Here is a 15,995-nt window from a genome sequence, read left to right as displayed (position 1 = left end):
CGCGCCCCCTCGGAGGAGCACAGCCATGCGACGCACAGCCCGTCTGCTGACCGGTACCGCGCTCGCCGTCGCCGCGGTGGGCCTCGCCACCGCGCCCGCGTACGGCGGGTCCACGGAGAGTCTGGAGGTGTTCCCCTCCACCGTCGTCCCGGGGGCCGACGTCACCGTCAACACGGCGGCGTGCGGGGCGGACGGCACCGCCACCGGTGACGCCAGCGCGGTCGGCGCGGGCATCTTCATACTCGCCGCCAGCGCCCACGAACAGGACGCGATCGGCCAGTTCAAGGTGCCGCCGAGCGCCCAGCCGGGGACGTACGAGATCGTCGCGAAGTGCTCCCACGGCCGACAGGTCACCGGCGACCTGATCGTGAACCTGACCGCCACACGCGAACAGATCCATCTGCCGCGTGGGCATGTGAACACGGGGGTCGGCGGCGCACTCGGCCCCGACCCCGTGCAGACCGCGGCGGGAGTGGCGGCCCTGGCCGTCGCCGCCGCGGGCGGTACCTGGCTCCTGCATCGCCGGGCGAGAGGCGACGGGATCTGACGGACACCCTCCGCTGTCCGTCCGCCGGTACCGCCGTCCCCTCCCCCTCCGTGGCCCGACGCCCCTCGCGGCCCGGAGGGGGAAGGGGACCCACCCCGACCACGACCACGGTTACGACCACTGTCACGACCACAACCGCACAACCCCTGGCCCCGAGAGGAGGCTCACATGCGCCGGGTCAGCAACACCGCCATAGCTTCCGTCACCGTGGTCGCCCTCTGCTCAGGGACCTGGCTGCTCCACAACGGCACCCAGGTCCACCCGCCGCCCCAGCCCTCCGCCGCCCAGGCCGGCACCGGCGACGCCCTCCAGCAGGGCGCCCCCGCGCTCCGCCACTCCCCGCCCGAGCGCATCCGCATCCCCTCCATCGGCGTGAACGCCCCGCTGATGGGCCTCGGCCTCACCCCGCAGGGCAGCCTCGACGTCCCGCCCGCCGGGCAGAAGAACCTCGCGGGCTGGTACCAGGCCGGCACCACCCCCGGCGAGCGAGGCACCGCGATCGTCGCGGGCCACGTCGACAACGCCAACGGCCCCGCCGTCTTCTACAACCTCGGCGCCCTCAAGAAGGGCAGCGCCATCGAGGTGGCGCGCCGCGACGGCGGCACCGCGCTGTTCACCGTCGACGCCGTCGAGGTGTACGCCGCCCGCGACTTCCCGGACGAGAAGGTGTACGGCGCCGCGTCCCGCCCCGAACTGCGCGTCATCACCTGCGGCGGCGACTACTCGAAGGCCACCGGGTACCAGGGGAACGTGGTCGTCTTCGCCCACCTCACCGGCAGCCGCTGACCGCCGTCTCCGGCGCCTACGCGATCCACTGCTGGTACGCCAGATTCGCCACCAGCGCGAACACCACCGTCAGCAGCACCACCCGGACGAACCCGCTGCCCTTCTTGAGCGCGGTGTGCGCCCCCACCGTGCCGCCCACCAGGTTGAACACGGCCATCAGCGCGGCCAGTTGCCAGTACACCGTGCCCTTCCAGGCGAAGGTGGCGAGGGCGCCCGCGTTGGTGCAGCAGTTGACGATCTTCGCGGTGGCGGAGGCGGTCACCAGGTCGAAGTGGAGCAGCGCGGTCAGCGCCAGGACGAGGAACGTACCCGTGCCGGGTCCGATGAGCCCGTCGTAGAAGCCGATCCCGAGGCCGGCGAGCCCGATCGCGGCCAGCACGCGCCGCGCGGAGACGGGCTCGGTCGAGGGCGCCGTACCGAAGGCGGGCCGCAGCATGACGAAGGTCCCGACCCCGAGCAGCACCACCATGACCACCGGCTTCAGCACGTCCGTACTCAGCCCGGCGGCCACGAAGGCACCGGCCGTGGAGCCCGCCAGCGCCGCGAGCCCGATCCGCACGGCCAGCCGCACGTCCACCGGCGCCTTGCGCGCGTACGTCACCGCCGCGCCGGTCGTCCCGACGATCGCGACCGCCTTGTTCGTCCCGAGCGCGTACGCCGCCGGTGTACCGCCCGGCAGTCCGAGCAGCATCGCGGGGAGCAGCAACAGCCCGCCACCGCCCACCACGGCGTCGATCCAGCCCGCCGCGAGGGAGGCGAGGCAGAGCACAACGACGGTGGTCAGCGATATGTCGGGCATGATCGCGACCCTATGTGACGGTCACCGAGTCCAGGTAGCGCAGGACCGCCAGCACCCGTCGGTGCCCGGTGCCCGACGGCGGCAGGTCGAGCTTGGTGAAGATGTTGGCGATGTGCTTCTCGACGGCTCGTTCCGAGACGGTGAAGGCGCCGGCGATCGACTGGTTCGTCCGCCCCTCGGCCATCAGGGCGAGCACCTCGCGCTCGCGCGGTGTGAGCCTGTCGAGGGCGGTGGCGCGCCGACTCACGCCGAAGAGCTGCGCGACGACCTCGGGGTCGAGCGCGGTACCGCCTCCGGCGACCCGTTCCATGGCGTCCACGAACTCGCCGATGTCGACGACCCGTTCCTTCAGCAGGTAGCCGATCCCGGCCGGGTCGGCGAGCAGTTGCCGGGCGTACGTCGTCTCCACGTACTGCGAGAGGATCAGCACCCCGGTGCCGGGGTGGTCCTTGCGCAGCCGTACGGCCGCCCGTACGCCCTCGTCGGTCTGCGTGGGCGGCAGCCTGATGTCGACGACGGCCACGTCCGGACGGTGCTCGGCCACGGCGGCGAGCAGCGTCTCGGCGTCCCCGACGGCCGCCGCGACCTCCACGTCCCGCAGCCGCAGCAGCTGGACCAGCCCGTCACGCAGGAGGGCGGAGTCCTCGGCGATGACGACGCGCATGTGATCCCCGTGATCGTCAGGAGGGAGGCTCGGACAGGAGGGCAGTTCAGTCAGGAGGGAGGCTGGTCAGCAGGGAAGCTCGACCGTGACCACCGTAGGGCCTCCCGGCGGGCTCTCGCAGGTGAGTGTGCCGTCGACGGTCCGGGCGCGGGCCAGCAGCCCGGTCAGGCCCGAGCCCGCGCCGATCACCGCTCCCCCGCGTCCGTCGTCGCGCACGCTCAGCCGCAGCAGTCCGTCCCGGGCGGTCACGCTCACCGCGGCGCCACTCGCCCCGCTGTGTTTGGTGGCGTTGGCGAGGAGTTCGGCGGCGCAGAAGTACGCGATCGACTCGACGGCCGGGCTCGGGCGGTCCGTGATGTCGGCGGCGACCTCGACGGGCAGGGCGCTGTCGGCGGCGAGGGTGGCCAGGGCCGTGTCCAGGCCCTGGTCCAGTACGGGAGGGTGGATGCCCTTCACCAGATGGCGCAGGTCGGCGATGGCCTGGGTCGCGTTGCCCCGCGCGGTGTCGACGACGGCGAGGAGCCGGTCGGGGGAAGCCCCCGCGCCGATCAGCTCCCTGATCACCGTGAGGTGCATCGCGAGGCCGACGAGCCGGGCCTGCGTCCCGTCGTGCAGGTCGCGTTCGATACGGCGCAGGGTCGCCGCCGCGTCGTCCACGGCCTGGGCGCGGGTCTCCTCCAGGGTGCGGATGCGGCGCTCGGCGGGGTCGGGGCCGAGCAGCGCGCTGAGCAGCGCCCGGTGCGGGGCGAGGGCCTGGCGCAGCAGCCAGGACGCGGTGGCGAGGAGCAGCAGCCCGAGGGCGGCCGGGATCAGCCACCGTGGCCAGGAGTCGACCTGGAATCCGAAGAACTCCAGCGACACCCGGTGCGTCGTGCCGTCGCTCGCCCGCCGAGTGTCGTAGTTCCACCGCTTGAGGAGGGGGTGGAGGGTGAGCAGGACGCCATAGACGTAGCCGATGACGACGGCGGTGTACCCGAAGACGGCGGTGAAGGGGGTGGCCAGCGCGCAGGCGACGGCGCGCCACCCGCTCCGTTCCCCGAGCAGCGCCCGCCGCCAGCCCAGGAACCCGGCACCTTCGCGGCGCTCCGGCTCCTCGATCTCCAGCCCCAACAGGCCTCGGGCGAGGACGCGTTGGAGCCTGCCGAGCGCCAGCGCCCCGCGCACGGTGACGGCGACCAGCCACAGTCCCAGCGTGGTCACGGACAGCACGCCACCGACCAACAGCCCCACGAAGGTGAGGACGAACCCGACCAGGGCGAGTGGGAAGGCGATCACCCCGTAGAGAAGCGCCGCTAGGGCCTTCCGCCCGAAGGGGAAGGCCGCGAGTGCGCGGAGGCGGCTGCGGAGGGGGTGCATGGCGTCAATCTAGGAGAGGAGCGCCGCGGCGAGGCGGAGCTGGACGGCCGCCAGGGCCCGGCCGAGCCACGGCATGAGCAGCAGGAAGCCGAACCCGCCGACGATGGCGTGGAACGCCCAGGCCCCCGCGAAGGTCGGCCCTCCCCACGCGTCGGAGTAGTCGGAACCGGCGGCGCGCAGCGGCCAGCCCAGGTTCATCGGCACCAGGGACCAGCCGTAGAGGGTGACGGCCAGCACCAGGAGATTGAGGGGTACGGCGGCCGTGGCGTGGGCCAGTCCCCGCGAGGACCCGGACAGCTCCCGGCCCAGGAAACGCCGGACGAGCCCCCGCTGCCACCGCCCGGTCGGGGCGCCCAGCAGTGCCAGCGGGACGCAGAGCGCCCCCACGGGGAACGCCAGCAGTGCGTACGCGACCCGGCGCCAGGTGCCCGCGGTGAACGCTTCGCGGACGAACAGCCAGGCCCGTACGGCGGAGTCGTCGCGGGACGGCGGGAGCGGCGCCTTCTGCTTCTGCTGGGGCTTCTGCTTCTGCTGGGGCTTCCGCTGCGGCTTCTGCTCCGGCTTCTCGGAGATGGCCACGTTTCTGTCCCCCTGTTCGTGAGCCGGTGGAGCCCGCTGTTCGTCAGCGGGTGGATCCCGATGCCTCAAGGTTTCCGTGCCGGGGCGCCGCGATCGATCGTGCCCGCACGAGGACCGGGGGTTCGGTTGACCCCACCAAACCCTCACAACCGGGTGCCGCTCCCGCTGAGGGCAGCGTTCCTCCCGGGAAACAGCCGTGATGCGACCGGGTAACACCGGCGTCGCAGGCTGCGGTGCATGACCTCGAATGCGCCCGCTCCCTGACCCGGCTCGCCCTCGCCCTCGGCCCGGGAGGGAACCGCACCGCTCCCCCGCGGACAGCGCCCCGCTGCTCCACCTGCTCACCAACGACGGAGGCTCCTGAATGTCCACGGACACGACGATGACGACGGCGGCGAACGCCACCGACGGCAGCGCGCACACCATCGTGCTCGTCGGCCATGGCATGGTCGGCCAGCGCTTCCTCGAAGCGCTCGCCGAACGCGGCCTGACCGCCACGCACCGTGTCGTCGTGCTGTGCGAGGAGCCGCGCCCGGCGTACGACCGCGTCCAGCTCACCTCGTACTTCTCGGGCCGCACTCCGGAGGAACTCTCCCTCACCGACGCCGAGTTCATCACCACGCACGGCATCGAACTGCACCTCGGCGACCCGGCCGAGACGATCGACCGGGAGGCCAGGCAGGTCACCGCGCGCTCGGGTCTGGTCATCACGTACGACACCCTGGTCCTCGCCACCGGCTCGTACCCCTTCGTCCCGCCGGTGCCCGGCAAGGACGCCGAGGGCTGCTTCGTGTACCGCACCATCGAGGACCTGCTCGCCATCGAGAAGTACGCGAAGGCGCGGGCGACGACCGGCGCGGTGGTCGGCGGCGGCCTGCTCGGGCTCGAAGCCGCGGGCGCGCTGAAGGGGCTCGGACTGACCACGCACATCGTGGAGTTCGCGCCGCGTCTGATGCCCGTGCAGGTCGACGAGGGCGGCGGCGCGGCGCTCCTGCGCACCATCCGGGACATGGGCCTGACCGTGCACACGGGCACGGGCACCCAGGAGATCGTCACCGGCGACGACGGCGCCGTGACCGGGATGAAGCTCTCCGACGGCTCCGAACTCCCCACGGATCTCGTGGTGTTCTCGGCCGGCGTCCGTCCGCGCGACCAGCTCGCCCGCGACACCGGGCTCACGGTCGGCGAGCGCGGCGGCATCACGGTCGACGACCAGTGCCGCACTTCGGACCCGCAGGTGTTCGCGATCGGCGAGTGCGCCCTCGCCTCGGACGGCCGGGTGTACGGCCTGGTCGCGCCCGGCTACGAGATGGCCGAGACGGCCGCCGCGACGATCGCCGCGGACGAGGCCAGCTTCACGGGCGCCGACCTGTCCACGAAGCTGAAGCTGCTCGGCGTCGACGTCGCGTCCTTCGGCGACGCGCACGGCGCCACCTCCGACTGCCTCGACGTCGTCTACTCCGACGCGCGCTCGGGCACGTACAAGAAGCTGGTCATCGGCCGCGACGGCGAACTGCTCGGCGGCATCCTGGTCGGCGACGCGGAGGCGTACGGCACCCTGCGGGCCTTCACCGGCTCGGTGCCGCCGATCGCCCCCGAGCAGCTGGTGCTCCCGGCGGGCGCGGGCGCCCCGGTAGCGCTCGGCCCCTCCGCGCTCCCCGACTCCGCGGTCATCTGTTCCTGCCACAACGTCACCAAGGGCACGATCCGCGGCGCGGTCACCGAGCACTCCTGCACCACCGTGCCCGAGGTCAAGAAGTGCACCAAGGCCGGTACGGGGTGCGGGAGTTGCGTCAAGGTCCTCGGCCAGCTCGTCAACGAGGAGCTGGCGGCCAGCGGCGTCGAGGTCGACCACGGCCTGTGCGGCTGCTTCTCCCAGACCCGCGAGGAGCTGTACGAGATCGCCCTCGCGCTGCGCATCCCCTCCTTCCAGGTCCTGCTGGACCGCTACGGCCGTGAGGGCGCCCGGGGTGGCGAGGGCTGCGAGGTCTGCAAGCCGGCCGTCGCCTCGATCATCGCCTCCCTCGCCCCGACCATCGGCGCCAGCGGCTATGTCCTGGACGGCGAGCAGGCGGCCCTCCAGGACACCAACGACCACTTCCTCGCCAACCTCCAGAAGAACGGCTCGTATTCGATCGTGCCGCGCATCCCCGGCGGCGAGGTCACCCCGGAGAAGCTGATCGTGATCGGCGAGGTGGCCCGGGACTTCGGCCTCTACACGAAGATCACGGGCGGCCAGCGCATCGACCTGTTCGGCGCGCGGGTCGAGCAACTCCCCCTCATCTGGGCGAGGCTGGTGGACGCGGGCTTCGAGTCGGGCCACGCCTACGGAAAGGCCCTGCGCACGGTCAAATCCTGCGTCGGCCAGACCTGGTGCCGCTACGGCGTCCAGGACTCCGTCCGCATGGCGATCGACCTGGAGCTGCGCTACCGGGGGCTGCGCTCCCCGCACAAGCTCAAGTCGGCGGTCTCCGGATGCGCCCGCGAGTGCGCCGAGGCCCAGTCCAAGGACTTCGGCGTGATCGCCACCGCCAACGGATGGAACCTGTACGTCGGCGGCAACGGCGGCGCCACCCCGCGCCACGCTGACCTGCTCGCGCAGGACCTCTCCGACGCCGAACTCGTCCGCCTGATCGACCGGTTCCTGATGTTCTACATCCGCACCGCGGACCGCCTGGAGCGCACGTCGACCTGGCTGGAGCGGATTCCGGGCGGCCTGGACCACGTACGCGAGGTGGTCGTGGAGGACTCACTCGGCATCTGCGAGGAACTGGAGTCGCTGATGGCCGCGCATGTCGCCGCGTACCGCGACGAGTGGGCCGAGACCATCAACGACCCCGAGAAGCTGGCCCGGTTCGTGTCCTTCGTGAACGCCCCGGACACCCCCGACCCGGTCGTCGGCTTCGTCCCCGAGCGCGACCAGATCAAGCCGGACCTGCCGCTGCTGAGCATCGGCCGCCGTCCCTCGGAAGCCCTGGAAGGAAGCGCCCAGCGATGACCCTGGCACCCGAAACGACCACCCTCACGGTCCAACTCCGCCTGAAAGACTCCTGGTTGGCCCTCTGCGACCTGTCCGCGCTGACGCCGGGCCGCGGAGTCGCCGCCCTGCTCCCGGACGGCGGCCAGGCGGCCGTCTTCCTCGACCGCGCGGGCCGGATGTACGCCATCGACAACCGCGATCCGTTCAGCGGCGCGGCGGTCCTCTCCCGCGGCCTGATCGGCTCCCACCAGGGCCGCCCGTTCGTGGCCTCGCCCCTGCTGAAGCAGCGGTTCGACCTGGAGTCGGGCCGGTGCCTGGACGACGAGACGGTGCGGGTGACGACGTACGAGGTCCGGATCTCCTGACGGCCGTTTCCTGACGACCGTTTCCTGACCGCCACTTCCTGACGGCCGGGGTGACCGGGACCTCCTCACGCCCGCCGGTCACCCCGGTCTTACTTGACCGATCATTCTCGATTGCCCTACGGTCGCTCTTATGGCCAGGACGAAGGAATTCGACCCGGACGCCGCGCTGCAGTCGGCCCTGGAGCTGTTCTGGCGGCGCGGCTACGAGGCGACATCCATGACGGACCTCGTCGAGCACCTCGGCGTCGGCCGCGCCAGCATCTACGCGACGTTCGGCAACAAGCACGAGCTGTATCTGAAGGCACTGGACCGCTACCAGCAGGCGCGCAATCCGCAGCTCCTGCGGGAGCTCTCCCAGCCGGGTCCCGCACTGCCCGCCGTACGAGCGGTGGTACGCCGCTTCGCGACCGAGGCGACGACCGAGGGAAGGCGCCTGAGCGGCTGCTTCGTCACCAACACGGCCGCCGAACTGGCACCCCACGACACGGCCGCGGCCCGCCGCGTCGAGCACAACTGGGACCACCTCGAGACCCTGCTGCACTCGGCCCTGGTCCGCGCGCAGGCCCAGGGCGAACTGCCCGCCGACCGGAACCCGCTCACCCTCGCCCGCATGCTGCTGGTCCTGATGCAGGGCCTACGGGTGGTGGGCAAGGCGTCCGCGGACCCGGTCCGGGTCCAGGACGCGGCGGAACAGGCGCTGACGCTGCTCGACTGAAGACCACGTTCCAAGGCCCGTGCACGCCTTCATACTGAACCGATCGGTCAAATAAGGGGATCCGGAATGGCCACACGCTTCTCGGGAAAGACGGCCCTCGTCACGGGCGCCGGTTCCGGCATAGGCCGGACCACCGCCCTGGCGTTCGCCGCGGAGGGCGCGCAGGTGGTCGTCGCCGGCCGCACCGCCGCATCGCTCGAAGAGACGGTCGCGCTGATCGAGGCCCGGGGCGGAAAGGCGCTGGCAGTGACCGCGGACGTGTCACGCTCGGACGAGGTGCACGCCCTCGTCGAGGCGGCCGTCGACCGTTTCGGCTCCCTGGACGTGGCGGTGAACAACGCGGCCGTCTTCCACGGCGGAACACCGCTGGCCGACCTTCCGGAGGCCGACTGGCACGCCGAACTGGACATCAACGTCACCGGCGTGTTCCTCGCCCTTCAGGCGGAGATCCGGCAGATGCGGACGCAGCCGTCCGGCGGCGCGATCGTCAACCTCGCCTCCACCATCGGCCTGCACACCCGCCGCCCGGGCGTCGCCGCCTACGCCGCCGCCAAGGCCGCCGTCACCGCGCTGTCCCGCGCCGCGGCCCTCGACCACATCGCCGACGGAGTCAGGATCAACGTCGTCAGCCCCGGCGCCTCCGCCACCACGATGTCACTGCGGCCGGGCGAGTCGGAGGCCGAGCGGGTGGAGCGGGCACGTCACGAACTGCCGCTGGGCCGCGTGTCGAAGACCGAGGAGGTGGCGGCGGCCGTCCTCTACCTGGCGTCGGACGACGCGGCGTCGGTGGTGGGCACGGACCTGGTGGTGGACAGCGGAGGCGTCCTCTGACACGGACCGGGACGTCAGGTCACTTCAGAGCGTCGTAGGTCACGCCGGTGAGCTGCTCGGAGGCGCTCCAGAGACGCTCGCCGACGGCGTCGTTGCGCGTCCACCCGGCCCGCCAGGAGCTCGCGGGCGCGCCGCGCCACATCGCGAACGAGGGTCCGGTGAAGGAGTCGGGCCGTACACCGGGCGCGGTGGCGGCGTACAGAGTGGGCAGGGCCCCGGCGTCCGGGCTCTGCGCGAGAAGCCGGTTCCCGATCTCCATGACCCGTTCGGCGCCCTTGCGCCCCGCGAGCTTCGGCCCGGCGGTCTGGAGGTTGGTGGAGGCGTACCCGGGGTGAGCGGCGGCAGCGACGATGTCGGACCCGACACCGACCAGCCGCCGCGCCAGCTCGTGGGTGAACAGAAGATTGGCGCTCTTGGACCGCCCGTAGGCGACCCAGCGCCGATACCCGCCGCGCTTGCTGTCGAGGTCGCGGATGTCGATATTGGCGAGCACGTGGAACATGCTCGACACGGTCACGACGCGGGCGCCCGGGGTGGCGAGCAGCGCGGGAAGCAGCAGCCCGGTGAGCGCGAAGTGCCCCAGATGATTGACCCCGAACTGAGTCTCGAACCCGTCGGAGGTGCGCGCGAACGGCAGGGCCATGACCCCCGCGTTGTTGACCAGCACGTCGAGCCGCTCGCCGTACACGAGGTCGAACATCGCCGCGAACTCCGCCACGGAGTCGAGGTCGCCGAGGTCCAGCCGTACGAACTCCACGTCCGCGCCGGGTACTTCGGACGTGATCCGGTCCCCCGCCTCACTCCCCCGCGCCTCGCTCCGACAGGCGAGCACGACCCGCGCCCCGCGCCGCGCCAGCTCACGTGCCGTGACGAACCCGATCCCGCTGTTGGCCCCGGTGACGACGGCCGTACGGCCACGCTGATCAGGGATGTCACTCACATTCCACCCGGCCATGCCCAGACCCCTCTCCACCACTGCCCGTCACTCACCGTACGCTCAGTCTCGCCGGATCAACTCGGGATCAATCCTCCGCCCCACAAGCGGCAACGCGCCCACGGCGGCGACGACCAGCACCCCGAGAGCACACGCGAGCAGCAACGGAACCCCACCCCCGTCCCAGAAGACGGCCCCGCCCCCGGTGACCAGATAGCTCGACTCGGCCATCTTCCCCACCACCACTGCCAACACCAACCCCACAGCCAACGGCAACACCACCTGCACCACCTGCACAGCCCGCAACGTCCGCGCCCGCGCCCCCAGCAGAGCCAACGCAGTAACCTGCGGCCGCCGCTCGACGGCCCGGTCGGTGGCAGCGACGAGGTAGGCGGCTACGCCGATGATCAGACCGAGGATCATGCCTACGGCCAGGAGGGTCCTGACGATGGTGACCCGTTGGAAGGAGTCGACGATCAGTCCCGGAGTGGTGACACCGGCCATGGGGGCGATGCCGCCGATGCCGTCGAGGACGGTGCGGACGGTCTTCTCCGACGGACCACTGACGAGTGTGAGGGTGGCGCTCTCCGGGCGTGCGTTCGGCGGCAGTGCGGCTGGGGGGATCAGGATCGCTCCGCTCGGCAGGACATGGATGCCCTCATGGTCGCGATACCGCATCGTCTGCTGCGGCACAGTGAGCTTCAGGTCACGAGAGTGCTGTCCCACCTTCAGCCTGAAGACGACGCTGCCGCCCGCCTTGGCATTGTCCTCAGGTTGCGTGGCATCCCACAGCCTCATGGGCCGCCCGTCCACGCACCCCTTGACCCACGGCACCGTCTCGCGCAGTTGACCGCACGTCGCCACCACGGCCTCAGGGCTGGGAGCCGCTCCCGCGTCGGCGGAGTCCGACCTCAGAGTGACGACATGCGCGCGGAGCCCCGGCACCGCCTCGACGGCCCGTCGCTGGGACCCGCTGAGCTCTCCGTACGAGATCTCGTACGTCTGGACGGCCAAGACGCTCTTGGCGACCCCGTTCAGTTCAATGACGACTCCCTGCGCGAGGGAAGCCGCGAAGACCAGCAGCACGAGTCCGGTGGCCACCCGGATCGCACCGCCCGGCTCGGCCTCGTTGCGCCGCATCGCGAGCCCGAGGGAGAGTGACCGGGTGGAGCGCGCCATCCGTTGCGCGAGGAATCGGGACAGCGACGGAAGCGAGAGCGCGAGCCCGACACCGGCCAGGATGATGGCCAGCGGCATGAGCAACGAGGACACGGTGGTGCTTGTGGGAGCATGGCCGGTCGCGCCCGCCACGCAGTAGCCCGTGATGACTCCCAGACCTGCGATCAGCGGTAGGAAGACCCATTTCGAGGGCGGCTTCTCCACCGCGCCGCGCCGGACGGCCAGGGGATTGGCAGCGGCCTTTCCCGCGCTGGCGCGACCCACGTACCAGGCGAGCGCCGGGCATCCGACGAGACACACCACGAGGGTCTGGAAGGTCAGCGCGCCATCAGCCGGGTACCACGTGAACCCCGGCAGACCGACTCGTGAGGCGAGTTGGTTCACGACCCAGTACTCGCCGAGTCCGAGGATCGCGCCCAGCCCGGCGGCGGCGACGGTCTCGGCGGCGTTCACCCGCTGAGTCCCCTTCTTGCTCAACCCCAGAAGGCGCAGCGCGGCCAGCCTGCGGGCCCGGTCGGCCGCGGAGAGGCGTGCGCAGACCGAGAGGAAGACGGCGAGCGGGAGCAGCACGACCGCCGACAGTGCGAACCGCAGGATGCCGAGGGTCGTCGGATCCAATGTGGGGGGTGGCCCGTAGCGCTCGCCGAAACGCTCCACAGGGCTGCCGCCGGAGAGTTCGGCACGGCTCATGCCTACGTACGCGACGAGTTCATCGGGGCGGGCCAGTCCCTCGGCACCGATCAGCCCGACTTCCTCGCCAGGGACCAGCTGGGCCAACGCCGGGTTGTGCTGGCGCAGTTCGTGCAGCTGTGGCGAGACGAACACTTCACCGACCCGGGGGAACGAGGGGAGTCCCGGGGGCGGCTCGACAGACCTGGTACCACGCGCTGTGAAGACGCGGGTGAGGGGTGTTGAGCCGTAGGGATCTGTGCGGTCGAGGGTCAGGGGGTAGCCGTCGGCGATGACGCCGTTGGATTGAGCTGTGGGACTGACGGACTGTCTGCCGACAATGCGCCCATCCTGCGCAGCGAGAATCCCTGGAATCGCCAGCACGATGGCCAGACAGCACACGCCCAGTGAGCCGCCGACCGTCATGAGGACGAAGCGCACACGATTGCCGCGTCCGCTGCCGAGCAGCAGTCTCAACCCCAAGAGGAGTTCCTTCACAACTCCCCCTGTCCCTGCGGGGCGAGCTCACCATCAAGCATGGTGAAGCGCTTGTCCGCCTGGGCCGCGACCTTCGCGTCGTGCGTGACGAGCACGACTGCCGTGCCCCGCGAACGGGCAAGCGCGAGAAACTCCTTGAGCACTGTGGCCGCATTGGTGCTGTCCAGCGACCCTGTTGGCTCATCGGCAAAGACCACTGCGGGCCTGTGCACGAGAGCGCGAGCGACGGCCACGCGCTGGTTCTGTCCACCGGACACCTGCGAAGGACGCCGTTCCTTCAGATCCGCGAGGCCCAAACGCCCCAGTACCTCCCCGGCAGCAGCGAGCGCCGGAGCTTTGCGCTGCCCTGCCAGCCGTAGCGGCAGAGCTGTGTTCTCCTCCACGGTCAGCTCGGGCAGGAGCTCTCCGTACTGGAAAACAAACCCGAAGCGATCTCGGCGCAAGGCGCTGAGTTCCTCATCGTCGAGTGCGGCCAACGGGCGGCCCTCGAAATGAACTTCACCGCTGGCTACGGGCAGAACGCCCGCAAGGGCATATAGCAGGGAGGATTTACCTGAACCACTCTGACCCATAATCGCCGCGACCTCGCCCCGATGGAGCGCAATGGATGCGCACTTAACAGCGTGCGCGGGGCCGTAGTAGAGGTCGATTCCCGTGGCGGAGAGGACTTCTGACGTGTTGATCTGGACTCCCGAAGGGAAGCGGACCCGGGCCTGCACCCGAGTCCTGGACACTGGTGGAACCGCTCAACCCTTCCGGAAGTGCACCTCGGCGGAACAGGCGTCCAGCCAAACAGCTCCGCGATCAACACAGGCCCGGACATAGGCATCGTCCGTGTAGCGCTGGGAGGCCTCCCAGATGGACTTGTGCAGGAACACCAACTGCCCCTGCTTTCCGTAGTACTCGACCCCATCGCGGCCCTCGACCCGGACCCGCACGTAGATGTTGTGGCCGTCGCGGGGCGCGCCGTCCTTGAGGTATCCCGCCCACTCGAAGGAACCGTGGTTCTGCCCTGGCGGGTTGAACCGGTACTGGCCCCGTTCGAAAACGACTCCTGGCGCCTGAAAATTGGGCATGTAGTGCCACGATTCCGCGATCGCCGCACCTGCCCCCGCGAGGAAGACTCCCGCCGCCACCACGCCAACCATCGCCGTCTTCATCCGTCACTCCTCTGTCTCCCGAGGACCCCACCGGCCCCCAGGAGTTACAGAAGGTAATGGATCAGTAACGCGCTGAATCCTTTGGCCTACGAATCGCCATCCCATCAGGTGATCCGGAAGCACGAGAAGCACGAGCGGGCGCCGACCTCGGCGGCCGGCGTCAAGGCGTTGCGTAGTCGTTCGAGAAGGGCCGGGTGTCGAGGTAGGACCATTCGGCGGTGGGGCCCGGCATCGGAGTCGACGACGCCTCGGCGTGGGCCCAGTCCTCCGCGGGGGCGGGGGAGGCAGGGCGACGGGGCGGTGTTGCGGTGCGGGGCCGGTGCTCGCGGCGCCCGGGGCCGTCGAGCAGATCCTCGACGACCTGCTGCCGAACGCGCTGCGCGTGGCGCCGTACGGCTCCTCGGCCTGGATCGATCCGCGCCGCCCGGCCGCCCACGAGCGTCGCTTCCCGCACCGCCCGGCCGGGCCCGGCCGGGCCCGTCTGGACCGAACTCCATGCCGTGGACGAGGACCCCGGCCTGGACTCCTCCTGAGTGCGGAGCAGCGGCGGTGGGCGGTACGGGCCTCGGTCTCGCCCTGGTGCAGCGGCCGGCCCACGCCGGTGGCGGCGAGGCCGAGTTGAGTGCGGCCCCGTACGGAGGGCTCGACGCCTTCGTACGACTGTTCCCGGTCGCACGACGGGGCGGCACCTCCGACGAAACAGCAGCGGACGCTCACGAACACCTGCGGACCATCGCAGCAGGTGAGGCGCCCCCGGGCGGAGGTCGAGCGTCCACCCGAGTCGCATAGCGACGAAGAGGTCGTGACGGCAGAGTCCGACGGCAACGTCAATAGACTGGATCGGCCTTGGGCGCCTCTCGGAGCACCCACCAAGCGATGCCGCGGGCTCAGCGCCCAGCCAGGAGGTTCAGTTGATCGAACTCCCAAAGCTGGTGTCAGCGCGCGCCGCAGCTGTGCCACATCAGGCGGTCAACCACGGTCAACGACGCGGGTAGCCGTCGTTGCGCCGAGGTCGGGAGCTGGCGCGTGTCTGACGGTTCGGTTTGACCAGTAGGAATAGGCCGAGCTTAGAAGCCATCTCAATTGGTGATTGCCAACGGAGATAGTCGCTGGCAGACGGATTGCGATGGCGGTTGAATGCCTTGGTGAGTGACTACTGGACACCCGCCCATGACGCGGTCGAGCACGACGATGCGGAGGCCCTGGCCCGGTTGCTGGCCGACGGCGCTGATCCCGACGAGGTCTTCAGCAACATGACGTTGCTGACGCACGCCATCGATGCCGAGGGCGACGGATCCCTGCAGAGCGGTGAGCCACTGACCGTTCACATCACTGCTGTGCTGCTGGCCTTCGGCGCTGACCCGGAGCTCGCGAATCCAGACGGTCACACCCCCCTGGACATGGCCGCCCACTACGGTCACGACCTGGCGGTGAATCTGCTGCGGGCCCACATCAGCAGGCGAGCCGCCGGTAACAGATGAGGGTGCAGGCGATGCTCGTGAAGGCGAGGAAGTGCTCGGCTTTGCGCTCGTAGCGGCGGTGGAGACGGCGGCAGCCAGCGAGCCAGGACATGGTCCGTTCGATGGTCCAATGGTGACGCCCCAACCGCTGCGAGGTCTCAACTCCCCTGCGGGCGATGCGGTGCCCAATTCCCCGCTTGGATAACCATCGCCGCAGGTGAGCGTAGTCGTAGCCCTTGTCGGCATGGAGCTTGCCGGGCCTGCGACGACGGGGGCCTCGGCGCGAGCGGACCGGGGGTATGCCCTTCACGAGCGGAATCAGGGCCTGGCTGTCATGGACGTTGGCACAGCACTTCACGGTCACCGCGCCTTCGCCGACCACCCTCCTGAGGCCGCGTGGGAGCCTCCGGTGCCACCCGCTGGAACAGCTCCCACAACTCGTCCGGCACCAGCCGCTCAACGATTCCCACCAC

At 70.6% G+C, this 15,995-nt stretch carries 16 protein-coding genes and 1 pseudogene; 7 read left to right on the top strand and 10 right to left on the bottom strand.

Annotated elements, in window-relative coordinates:
* Positions 1-25: 25 nt before the first annotated feature.
* Both KVT44_RS01015 and KVT44_RS01010 read left to right on the top strand, forming a co-directional pair.
* Positions 26-547, top strand: a complete 522-nt coding sequence (locus tag KVT44_RS01015; protein ID WP_054232490.1) for a hypothetical protein — start codon at positions 26-28, stop codon at positions 545-547.
* A gap of 168 nt (positions 548-715) precedes the next feature.
* Complete coding sequence (locus tag KVT44_RS01010) at positions 716-1,333, top strand: class F sortase (RefSeq protein ID WP_217565724.1); 618 nt, start codon at positions 716-718, stop codon at positions 1,331-1,333.
* A 16-nt stretch (positions 1,334-1,349) separates the two neighbouring features.
* On the opposite strand, the gene KVT44_RS01005 is transcribed toward KVT44_RS01010, so the two are convergent.
* The 4 genes from KVT44_RS01005 to KVT44_RS00990 form a co-directional block, all read right to left on the bottom strand.
* Positions 1,350-2,132 (bottom strand): TSUP family transporter, encoded by a 783-nt coding sequence (locus KVT44_RS01005; RefSeq protein ID WP_217565723.1) that lies wholly within the window; start codon positions 2,130-2,132, stop codon positions 1,350-1,352.
* A gap of 10 nt (positions 2,133-2,142) precedes the next feature.
* Positions 2,143-2,796 (bottom strand): response regulator transcription factor, encoded by a 654-nt coding sequence (locus tag KVT44_RS01000; protein WP_217565722.1) that lies wholly within the window; start codon positions 2,794-2,796, stop codon positions 2,143-2,145.
* A gap of 66 nt (positions 2,797-2,862) precedes the next feature.
* Positions 2,863-4,152, bottom strand: coding sequence for a sensor histidine kinase (locus KVT44_RS00995; protein ID WP_217565721.1), 1,290 nt, complete (start codon positions 4,150-4,152; stop codon positions 2,863-2,865).
* Between the two features lie 9 nt (positions 4,153-4,161).
* The gene (locus KVT44_RS00990) at positions 4,162-4,731 is read right to left on the bottom strand and encodes a hypothetical protein (RefSeq protein ID WP_217565720.1); all 570 of its coding nucleotides are present in this window, start codon (positions 4,729-4,731) and stop codon (positions 4,162-4,164) included.
* Between the two features lie 364 nt (positions 4,732-5,095).
* On the opposite strand from KVT44_RS00990, the gene nirB reads away from it, so the two are divergent.
* From nirB to KVT44_RS00970, 4 genes are all read left to right on the top strand, one after another.
* Positions 5,096-7,729, top strand: a complete 2,634-nt coding sequence (gene nirB, locus KVT44_RS00985; RefSeq protein ID WP_254648791.1) for a nitrite reductase large subunit NirB — start codon at positions 5,096-5,098, stop codon at positions 7,727-7,729.
* Entirely contained in the window at positions 7,726-8,076 is a 351-nt protein-coding gene (nirD, locus tag KVT44_RS00980) for a nitrite reductase small subunit NirD (RefSeq protein WP_099922773.1), read from the top strand. Before nirB ends, nirD begins: the two co-directional genes overlap by 4 nt.
* Positions 8,077-8,206: 130 nt before the next feature.
* Complete coding sequence (locus KVT44_RS00975) at positions 8,207-8,791, top strand: TetR/AcrR family transcriptional regulator (RefSeq protein WP_099922772.1); 585 nt, start codon at positions 8,207-8,209, stop codon at positions 8,789-8,791.
* A 66-nt stretch (positions 8,792-8,857) separates the two neighbouring features.
* Positions 8,858-9,622, top strand: coding sequence for an SDR family NAD(P)-dependent oxidoreductase (locus tag KVT44_RS00970; RefSeq protein ID WP_217565719.1), 765 nt, complete (start codon positions 8,858-8,860; stop codon positions 9,620-9,622).
* Positions 9,623-9,641: 19 nt separating this feature from the next.
* Here KVT44_RS00970 and KVT44_RS00965 read toward each other — a convergent pair whose 3' ends face one another.
* The 5 genes from KVT44_RS00965 to KVT44_RS00945 form a co-directional block, all read right to left on the bottom strand.
* Positions 9,642-10,577 carry an oxidoreductase gene (locus KVT44_RS00965; protein ID WP_217565718.1) on the bottom strand — a complete coding sequence of 312 codons (936 nt, stop codon included), beginning with the start codon at positions 10,575-10,577 and terminating at the stop codon, positions 9,642-9,644.
* A 42-nt stretch (positions 10,578-10,619) separates the two neighbouring features.
* Entirely contained in the window at positions 10,620-12,887 is a 2,268-nt protein-coding gene (locus tag KVT44_RS00960) for an FtsX-like permease family protein (RefSeq protein WP_254648790.1), read from the bottom strand.
* 11 nt (positions 12,888-12,898) lie between these two features.
* Positions 12,899-13,552, bottom strand: a complete 654-nt coding sequence (locus KVT44_RS00955; protein ID WP_308313897.1) for an ABC transporter ATP-binding protein — start codon at positions 13,550-13,552, stop codon at positions 12,899-12,901.
* A gap of 96 nt (positions 13,553-13,648) precedes the next feature.
* Positions 13,649-14,062 (bottom strand): hypothetical protein, encoded by a 414-nt coding sequence (locus KVT44_RS00950; protein WP_217565716.1) that lies wholly within the window; start codon positions 14,060-14,062, stop codon positions 13,649-13,651.
* 160 nt (positions 14,063-14,222) lie between these two features.
* Positions 14,223-14,516, bottom strand: coding sequence for a hypothetical protein (locus KVT44_RS00945; protein WP_217565715.1), 294 nt, complete (start codon positions 14,514-14,516; stop codon positions 14,223-14,225).
* A gap of 691 nt (positions 14,517-15,207) precedes the next feature.
* Between KVT44_RS00945 and KVT44_RS00940 the strand changes: the two genes are divergently transcribed.
* Positions 15,208-15,543, top strand: coding sequence for an ankyrin repeat domain-containing protein (locus KVT44_RS00940; protein WP_190168774.1), 336 nt, complete (start codon positions 15,208-15,210; stop codon positions 15,541-15,543).
* Here the strand turns inward: KVT44_RS00940 and KVT44_RS00935 are convergent.
* Positions 15,515-15,995: pseudogene (locus KVT44_RS00935) on the bottom strand (transposase). The gene KVT44_RS00940 and the pseudogene KVT44_RS00935 overlap by 29 nt on opposite strands.

The organism is Streptomyces sp. GbtcB7 (genome assembly GCF_019091445.1).
Lineage (GTDB): Bacteria > Actinomycetota > Actinomycetes > Streptomycetales > Streptomycetaceae > Streptomyces > Streptomyces mirabilis.
Note: the sequence above shows the minus strand (reverse complement) of the source record. Positions and strands in the feature narration are given on the sequence as shown.